Origin of the sequence: Leptolyngbya sp. CCY15150 (assembly GCF_016888135.1) — a bacterium.
Classification (GTDB): domain Bacteria; phylum Cyanobacteriota; class Cyanobacteriia; order RECH01; family RECH01; genus RECH01.
In genome coordinates, this window is the sequence record NZ_JACSWB010000128.1 from 1 (window position 1) to 8,728 (window position 8,728).

Below are 8,728 nucleotides of genomic sequence, written 5' to 3' on the forward strand. Positions count from 1 at the left end.
ACGGCCTCTGTCAATGCGATGTTGAGTTTGCGTTGTGCCTACCTCAATGGGCAGCTTGCCTGTTGACTATTTTGTCGAAAGTGGGATGCTCCCGTTGTATAGTGCCTTAGGAAAATCACTGAAGTCCTGAATGATGGTCATTTGGGTAATATTTTTTTGATTGCTAACAACTTATTGGATCGATCTAGTCTGCCTATGTTCTCCATATGGAGTAGATAGGCGACTATCCGCTGGCTAATCACCCTCTGAGGGTCGATAGACTGTGAATAATATGCATAATAGCCCTCTAGATAGTAGATAGTCAGCAAAGATCCGCATATTTTTAAGTTTACGACTCCTCTCTATCCACTTGATTCATCAGTGCTGGAACGCCGGTGGGTTGCCAAAGGCTTTCAAACTAAGCAGGGGCGATCGCCCCCATCATCTTCACCGTTACCTCCAGCCCATCACGGTCTGCTGTAGCCCCGCCCGGGAAAACAGCGTATGGGCAGTTCGGGCGATCGCTTGGCACAGCATCAGCGAATCCTTGCTGCTCCATAACGTCGCCCAACACCCGTTTCCAATTACTTCTCGCACTCACCCGATCGCCTCCAAACGATCGGGTGAGTGGGCGTTGTTAGGCGGTGCTGCCCACACTGTTTTTACCTACTTCATAACGAAGTTCAGCCATACCGGTGCTGATTTGGCGAACCGAGATCAGACGTAGGGTTGGACTCAGAACCCGGCGCGGAAACAGTTGCTTACCCTTGCCCAAAGTAGCTGATCCAATCTGGACGATTAGCTCATCTAAAAGCCCAGCATCATAGAACTGCCCTGCCAAATCACCGCCGCCCACAATCCAGATGTTCTTGTCGCCCGCCGCCGCCCGCATTTCCTTGTGAATGTGACGCACATCCCCTTTTACGAATTGAATGTCTGCGCCCTCAATGACCGGGAGACTGCGACTGGTGAATACCCAGACAGGTTGAGTGTACGGCCACGATGACCCGGTCTCGGCAGCGACTTGATCAGCGTTGCTACCTATCCACGCATAGGTAGCCGATCCCATAGCCAATGCACCTACCTCAGCAATAAACTCTGGGTAGCTGGAGTCATTTAGGTCGCCCAGCGAAAATAGCCAGTCTAGCGAATCATCTTCGGTCGCGATGAACCCATCAAGGCTTGTGGCTGTATAGTACTGAGTCTTCATAACTGTTTTCGCTTTCGATACCTAATTGTGACCACCTAACAACTTATTAGATCGATAACCTCCCCCATCACTGGTCTGAGACACCTGACAGCAGGCTATACGTTGTCCCGGTACATTGAGCTTGTTAGAAAGATTATAGGCAAAATTTTTGTTTTACCAACAGTCCCTGTAAACAGAGAACCCCGACTATCTAACTTATGATTTGAGGAGCGAGTCGTGACAGTCTCTTCGAGAAAGTTGAGTAGGATGGTAGTTTTTGACGATCAGTTGTACCGGAGATGCTCCTGATGTCAAACCTCGGCGCACGGGTTGCACCAAACGGGCATCAGCTAATCCTAGTTCAACCTGTGACAGGATTCTACTCAAAACCACTTTCATTTCAAATTGAGCAAACGCCATACCAATACAACGTCGACTGCCCCCACCAAAAGGCAAATATTCAAAAGGAGTAAATTGGCGTTCCAAAAAGCGTTCTGGTTTGAATTGCTCCGGATCTGGGTAGATATCCTCACGGCGATGGGCTAGATAGATCGAACCCATTACAATAGTTCCAGGGGCAAGTGAGTGCCCCATCAACTCAACAGACGATCTAACCACCCGTGGAAACGTCAGCATTCCCACCGGGTAAATCCGTAGCGTTTCACAACAGACTGCATTCAGATAGGGGAGGCGCAAAAGAACGTTAGGATCGAGGGGGACATCCATTCCCTCAAGCTCTTGCAACAGTTGCTGACGAACGCTGGGAAATTTGTGAATCCAATACAATGCCCAAGTTAGAGCGGTGGCAGTTGTTTCATGACCAGCAACTAAAAGCGTCATTAATTCGTCGCGCAACTCCATATCCGTCATAGGCTCACCTGCTTCATCACGGGCAGACATGAGTAACGTAAGGATATCATCACGAGAACCATCGGGCTGTGTTCGCCGCTCTGAAATCTCATCGTAGATGATCTGGTCAACTTGTTGTCGTTTACGGATAAAGTTGCCCCAGGGACTCAGTGGCCCTAAATCCTGACGAAGGATTGGAAAATAGAGGAGGCTGACGCTCAAGGGGTTACTCATTTCATTGAGCATGGTTCCCAGAAGTTTCTCTAGTTGCTGGTAGCGGGGTCCCTCGGCTAGACCAAACACAGCCCCCAAGATCGCTCGCATAGAAATAGCTTGCATAGCCTCCCGAACTGAGAAAGATTTACCAACAGTCCATTCGCGTATTACATCCTCAGTAATGCTGCCAATGAGTTGTCCGTAGGAACGCATCCGTTCGCCATGAAACGGGGGCATCATCAGGTGACGCATCCTGCGATGGCGATCGCCACTTAACCCAATCACAGATTGCGTTCCTAGAAATGGTTCAAATAGACCGTTTAGCTCACCAGGAGCATCAAACATCTTTGAATCATCGCTAGTCAGAATGGCTTGCAGGGCTTGAGGATGACTGAAAAATACGACGGGAGCAAATTCCTCACCCAGCATGACCGTGAAGCAGTCGCCATAATCATGAGCACAGCTACGCATAAATGAAAATGGTTTGGTAATCCAGTAAAACATTTGCCAAATTGCCGGATTTTTTGGTCCATTGGGGAGTGACATAGCAGTTACCTAATTACAGATTTGCTTTCTTCATCACGAAAAAGCTGATGTTTTAGAATTGCGAATAATCTGCATCATAGACCCCTGCATGATGGATAGGCAGCAAAGGTCCGCATATTTTCAAGTTTACGACTCCTTTCCATCCACCTGATTAACCAGTGCCGGAATGCCGATGAGTTGCCAAAGGCGTTCAAACTAAGCAGGGGCGATCGCTTTATAGCTCGTGCCTTGTTTCACGATAAAGACTTGGCTGCTTGGCACAAGTGCCTCAACGTATAGGTATCTCATTGCTTTCGGATAGAGTAGGAGTTATAGATGTGCCCCCGCCCTCGGTATCATTTGGCATCTTCAAGAACCCTCGTTTAATGGTCGTCGCCAGCATATATCCACATGGACTCTGTGTTCCCTGCCCTTGTAAAGCCACATTATTCATAAAAGGCGATCGCTTCGCGGTCGGCGACCAGCATATGCATGTGCATTCCTTCATATCTCTGCTTTAAGATGTCCATAATTCCTGTGCCAATTCTTTGACCTTGATAGTCTGGATGAACTAACAGATGGGGATAATACACCACTAAAAAACCATCTGAGATTGCGTTGCCGATGCCAACGAGTTTTTCGTGATGCCAAGCTGAAACAAGGGAATGGGAATGGAGTAATGCTTGATGTAGCACCTTAGGCTTTTGGGCTGAAGACCAACCATTCAAGCTGCTACGCAAGCGTCTCATTATTGAGACGGTCCATGACCAGCTCAAGCACTTGTGTCAGATTGAGCATTCGCGACACCGCAGCCCCTTCAATTTTCTGGTGAACCTGGTCTCGGGATTAATTGCCTATGCCTATCACCCGGATAAGCCCTCGTTGGGCATCCCAGATGATGAACTGAAAGCCCTCTCCCAAGCTGCTTTTTAACGATTCATCATGGCGGTGTAGAACAAACCCAGAGGAGCGGCATTAAGCATCACCAAACGCTGGGAAGAGCCCTTCGTAGGTGTCGCTCAAGTAGCGCACCTTGCCCCACGGTTAGGAATGACCAGGTTCTTGACCGTATGCACCTTGCGCTTGCCGCTATAGTACGTCTTGCGCTCAGCTTTATCCTTGGGGCGATTGATCCGACGCTCGGTACCGTCGATGATGAACTCTAAGCTCGGACAACGGCTCAGAATGCTCTCTAGGTTCGCTGGTTCGCGTTCTGGGAGTTGCTGTTCATACCCTAAGGCTTGGTTCAAGACGCGAGTTAGGCGATGAATCCATGGATTGGCTTGCGCTTGGCTCATCCCAAAGAGAAAGCCTTGAACCTCTTGAGTCGGGTAAAGGCGAACATACATCAGGATGAACAGGAGCTTATCCGCTAGGTCGCTCAGGTGCGCTTTGCGACCCGCTCCCATGGCTCGTTGGCGGTCTTTGCGCTGAAAGGTGTCTTGCATGAAGATGTCCCAAGCGTTACCAAAGCTGGGTAATAAGGCCTCAAACTCTTGCACCCTCAGCCCAGTCAAACTGCACAAGGTTCGGGGTTTTGTCCGCAACTCGGCATAGGTCATTTTCATAGGCTTACCCTGGTCTATGCTCCTGATACCGATTCTATCAGCTCAATTTCCGATAAAGTCTAATGAGAAAAGGATTAGAAAATTATCTAGACGAATCGTGATCACCCTCAGAGCTTCGTCAACCGGACGTCGGCAAATCAAACAGGCCAGAGTAGCGCAGGGCTGGCCTGCTAGTGATTTTCGGTGGATTGAGGCCGCCAGTCGCTGCTTGGGCACCGACTGGCAAACGACCGGAGTGCTGGCGGCGGGCATTTCCGAGGGCACTTGGAAACGATTTTTAGCGGGCAAGGTGGCGATTAACGCCAATGCTTTTAAGGCGTATTGTGAGGTGTTGGGGTTAGATTGGCGCACGATCGCTGAGCCTGAAACGACGATCGCCCCCGCGCCCTCGACTGATCACGCGATCTCCGACTGGGGCAGCGCTCCTGACGACACGGTGTTCTATGGCCGGCAAGCAGAACTGCACACCCTCGCCACGTGGATTGGGCGCGATCGCTGTCGGTTGATCACGCTGCTGGGCATGGGCGGCATCGGCAAAACCGCCCTCTCTGTGCGCCTGGCGCACCAGTTGGCCAACACAGTGACCCCGGCCCCTTTTACCCATCTCATCTGGCGATCTCTGCGCAATGCCCCCGCCCCCGAAGACCTGCTGGCCGATCTGATCGCCGTGCTATCACACCAGCAAGAGCGCGATTTGCCCAGCACCCTAGAGGGGCGACTAGGGCGGTTACTCCACTATCTGCGCGGCGATCGCTGCCTGGTACTGTGGGACAACGCCGAATCGATTTTACAGAGTGGCGATCGCACGGGCCGCTATCGGATCGGGTTTGAGGGCTATGGCGAAGTGTTGCGCTGCCTCGCCGAAACGGCACACCAAAGCTGCCTCATCGTCACCTCACGGGAAAAACCCAAGGGGTTAGCCGCTTTTGAGGGTGAGACCTTACCCGTGCGATCGCTCCAACTCAGCGGCCTCGCCCAAGCCGATAGCCGTGCCCTCTTTAATACCAAAGGCGGCTTTCAGGCCACCGAGGCCGAGTGGCAAACCCTGGCCGATCGCTACGGCGGCAATCCCCTCGCGTTGAAAATCGTGGCTTCCTCCATCCGCGACTTTTTTGGGGGAGACATTGCCCAATTTTTAGCGGTGTCACAGCAGGGGGGCTTTCTCTTTGACGACATCCGCGACCTGCTAGATCAGCACTTTCAGCGGCTGACCGAGTTAGAAAAAACCGCCATGTACTGGCTGGCCATCCATCGCGAACCCACCACCGTGGCCGATTTACAGACCGCTTTACTCAACTACGTGCCCCCCCGTGACCTCTGGGAGTCGCTGAATTCTCTCCAGCGGCGATCGCTGGTAGAACGCCACGCCGACGGCCTCACCCAGCAGCCCGTTGTGATGGAATACGTCATCAGCCAATTGTGCGATCGCATCACCGATGAAATTGCCCACCAAGCGCCTCAGCTTTTCATCACCCATGCCCTCGCCCAAGCCCAGGCCAAAGACTACGTGCGCGAAACACAAATCAACCTGATTTTGCGCCCCATTGCGGACCAACTGATCAACCGCCTGGGTAGCGCCGCCCACCTGGCCGCGACCCTCCAGCAGATCCTCTCAACCTTACGAGGGGGCCCCCCCCAGGTCACGGGCTACGCCGGGGGCAACAGCCTCAACCTGTTGCTCCAACTGCCCATTGACATCAGCGGCTTTGACTTTTCGCACCTGACGGTGTGGCAGGCTTATCTGCAAGATGTCAAGCTGCATGATGTCAACTTTACTGGGGCCGATCTCACTCACTGTGTTTTTACCGAATCCTTAGGCAACGTTTTGGCGGCAGCCTTTAGCCCCAACGGCCAATGGCTTGCCACTGGGGATACCGACTGCCAAGTGCGCGTATGGGATAGCCAAACCGGCCAGCTGTTGCTGATCTGTCGCGGCCATGAAAACTGGGTGCGGGCCGTGGCCTACAGTCCCGATGGGCAGCTCATTGCCAGTTGCAGCGCCGATCGCACCGTGCGCCTGTGGACGGCGATCGAGGGCGTCGCGGTCAAAACCCTGACCGGACACGACCACGAGGTGTTTGCCATCGCCATCAGCCCCGATAGCCGCTGCCTCGCCAGTGCGGGGGGCGATCGCACGGTGAAATTGTGGGATATCGCCACCGGGGAATGTCGGCATACCCTCAGCGGCCACACCGACTGGGTGCGGGCGGTGGCCTTTGCCCCGCGCGCGATCGCCCCCACCCCGACGGGCCTGCTCGCCAGCGGCGGCGCTGACCATCAGATCAAACTGTGGGATGCTGCTACGGGCACTTGTCTGCACACCCTGACGGGGCACCAGGGCTGGGTGCATGACCTGGCCTTTAGCCCCGACGGCCAACTGCTGGCCAGCGCCAGCGGCGACGGCACCGTGAAACTATGGGATGGCCGCACCTGGGAGTGCCTCGCCACCTATACGGGGCACAGCGGCAGCGTCTATGGAGTGGTCTTTAGCCCCACGGCGGACTGGCTGATCAGCAGCAGCGGCGATCGCACCCTCAAACTGTGGCACTGGCACACCGACACCTGCTGGCAAACCCTCCACGGCCACCAGAATGAAGTGTGCGCCGTGGCGGTGCATCCCGACGGTCGCCACCTCGCGGGGGTCAGCCTCGACCAAACGGTAAAACTGTGGGACAGCGTTACGGGGCAGTGCCTCCGCACCTGGGAAGGCCACACCGACTGGGCCTTGCCCGTCGCCTTTAGCTCCGATGGGCAGACTCTCGCCAGCGGCAGCAACGATCAAACTATCGTGCTCTGGCACTGGCCCACCGGGCAACCACTCAAAACCTTGGTAGGCCATCATGATTTTGTCTATGGAGTGGCCTTTAGCCCCGATGGGCAGACCCTCGCCAGCGCCAGCACCGACTGCACCGCCCGCTTGTGGGACGTAGCGACCGGGCGCTGCCGGCAAGTGCTGCAAGGGCATGGCGACTGGCTCAACGCGATCGCCTTTCACCCCCATGCCCCACTCATTGCCACGGGCAGCGCCGACAGCACGGTGAAAGTATGGGACACCCCCACCGGGCAATGTCGGCACACCCTTCGCCACCACACCGCCAAAATTTTAGGCGTGGCCTTTAGCCCCGATGGACACACCCTCGCCAGTTGCAGCGCTGACCAAACCATCCAACTCTGGTCAGTGGCCACCGGGCAACCCCTGGCCACCCTCACCGGGCACGCAAGCCGGGTCTGGTCAGTGGCCTTTAGCCCCGACGGCAGCATCCTCGCCAGCGCCAGCACGGATCAATCCGTGCGCCTGTGGGAAGTCGCCACAGGGCGGTGCCTGCGGGTCCTCCAGGGTCACACCAATTGGGTGTTTGCCGTGGCCTTTAGCCCCACAGCCGATCAGGCCCCCCGCCTCGCCAGCGTCGCCCAAGACCACACCCTGCGTCTGTGGGATGCCGCGACGGGGGACTGCCTCCATGTCTGCACGGGTCACCAGCATTTAGTCTCTTCCCTGGCCTTTAGTCCCGACGGCAGCACAATCGCCACGGGCTCCCAAGACCAAACCGTGCGGCTTTGGGACGCGGCCACGGGGGAGTGTGGGCGCGTGCTCATTGCTAAGCGCCTGTACGAAGGCATGAACTTGACCGGAGCCACGGGGCTGACCCCCGCCACCCGCACCACCTTGCACCTGCTAGGGGCGATCGGGTCAACTTAGGAATGAGCGGAAAAATAACATCCCAGTTGACGGCGGTGGATGGGTGGATGGGTGGATGGGTGGATGGGTGGATGGGTGAGTTTCGAGTCGGGAGCGGTACTTTTATTGCGAGCGTGTCCCTTAGGGAACCGTCAACTTTAATTCTGTGGGTGATTGTCGGGTGGATGCCACGCAGTGCAACCCAACAACAACTTCCACGTGGCTGTGGCAATCAGCTCAGGAGCCGTGGTGAGTATATGCCGGAGCTGTTCGCGGGCCGCTGCCTCAGCGTTAACGTGGGCCGCTAGAAAGAGGGCGATCGCCTCCACTATGAGCTGCCGCTGGCGCTCTGCGGGCTGCGTTGCTGGCAGATCCAGGAAGGCGCGTCCCGTAGTGGCATCAAAGGGGTGCGCCATGACAAAGTGGTTTGCGCCCTCCAGCAACACCAAGTAGCTATCCCCCCGACCGCCTGCCAGCCCCTCGTGAAAGGTGCGTTCCACAGGCGTGGTGGCCTGCTCCCAAGTCACCCCATAGCGATCGCTGCTGTGGGCAATGACCCCGTCTTGGGTGCCCCCCATCAGCAACAGGGGTAGCACATCGGGCAGGGGCAAAATCGTCCCCGGTGCATCAGCAATTCTCAGTATGAACATCTTGCATGAGCTTATTGAGAACAGTGTCAATAGATTTGTTGAAAAAGCTCATTCTTTCGTTCAGGATTCGGCA

5 protein-coding genes and 3 pseudogenes are annotated in these 8,728 nt (G+C 55.3%); 2 read left to right on the forward strand and 6 right to left on the reverse strand.

Annotated features, from left to right (window positions below; genetic code table 11):
* Positions 1–397: 397 nt before the first annotated feature.
* The 4 genes and pseudogenes from JUJ53_RS02870 to JUJ53_RS02885 form a co-directional block, all read right to left on the reverse strand.
* On the reverse strand, positions 398–580 hold the full coding sequence (locus tag JUJ53_RS02870; RefSeq protein WP_204150474.1) for a hypothetical protein: 183 nt from the start codon (positions 578–580) through the stop codon (positions 398–400).
* Positions 581–616: 36 nt separating this feature from the next.
* Positions 617–1,189 (reverse strand): dihydrofolate reductase family protein, encoded by a 573-nt coding sequence (locus JUJ53_RS02875; protein ID WP_204150475.1) that lies wholly within the window; start codon positions 1,187–1,189, stop codon positions 617–619.
* A 195-nt stretch (positions 1,190–1,384) separates the two neighbouring features.
* On the reverse strand, positions 1,385–2,779 hold the full coding sequence (locus JUJ53_RS02880; RefSeq protein ID WP_204150476.1) for a cytochrome P450: 1,395 nt from the start codon (positions 2,777–2,779) through the stop codon (positions 1,385–1,387).
* Between the two features lie 362 nt (positions 2,780–3,141).
* Positions 3,142–3,507, reverse strand: a pseudogene (locus JUJ53_RS02885) (GNAT family N-acetyltransferase).
* Here JUJ53_RS02885 and JUJ53_RS02890 point away from each other — a divergent pair.
* Positions 3,488–3,691: pseudogene (locus tag JUJ53_RS02890) on the forward strand (transposase); the annotation flags it as partial. The pseudogenes JUJ53_RS02885 and JUJ53_RS02890 overlap by 20 nt on opposite strands.
* A gap of 86 nt (positions 3,692–3,777) precedes the next feature.
* On the opposite strand, the gene JUJ53_RS02895 reads toward JUJ53_RS02890, so the two are convergent.
* Positions 3,778–4,326 carry a transposase gene (locus JUJ53_RS02895; protein ID WP_239124734.1) on the reverse strand — a complete coding sequence of 183 codons (549 nt, stop codon included), beginning with the start codon at positions 4,324–4,326 and terminating at the stop codon, positions 3,778–3,780.
* Between the two features lie 97 nt (positions 4,327–4,423).
* On the opposite strand from JUJ53_RS02895, the gene JUJ53_RS02900 reads away from it, so the two are divergent.
* On the forward strand, positions 4,424–8,026 hold the full coding sequence (locus JUJ53_RS02900) for an NB-ARC domain-containing protein (RefSeq protein ID WP_204150477.1): 3,603 nt from the start codon (positions 4,424–4,426) through the stop codon (positions 8,024–8,026).
* A gap of 137 nt (positions 8,027–8,163) precedes the next feature.
* Here the strand turns inward: JUJ53_RS02900 and JUJ53_RS02905 are convergent.
* Positions 8,164–8,628, reverse strand: a pseudogene (locus JUJ53_RS02905) (hypothetical protein); the annotation flags it as partial.
* Between the last annotated feature and the right edge of the window lie 100 nt (positions 8,629–8,728).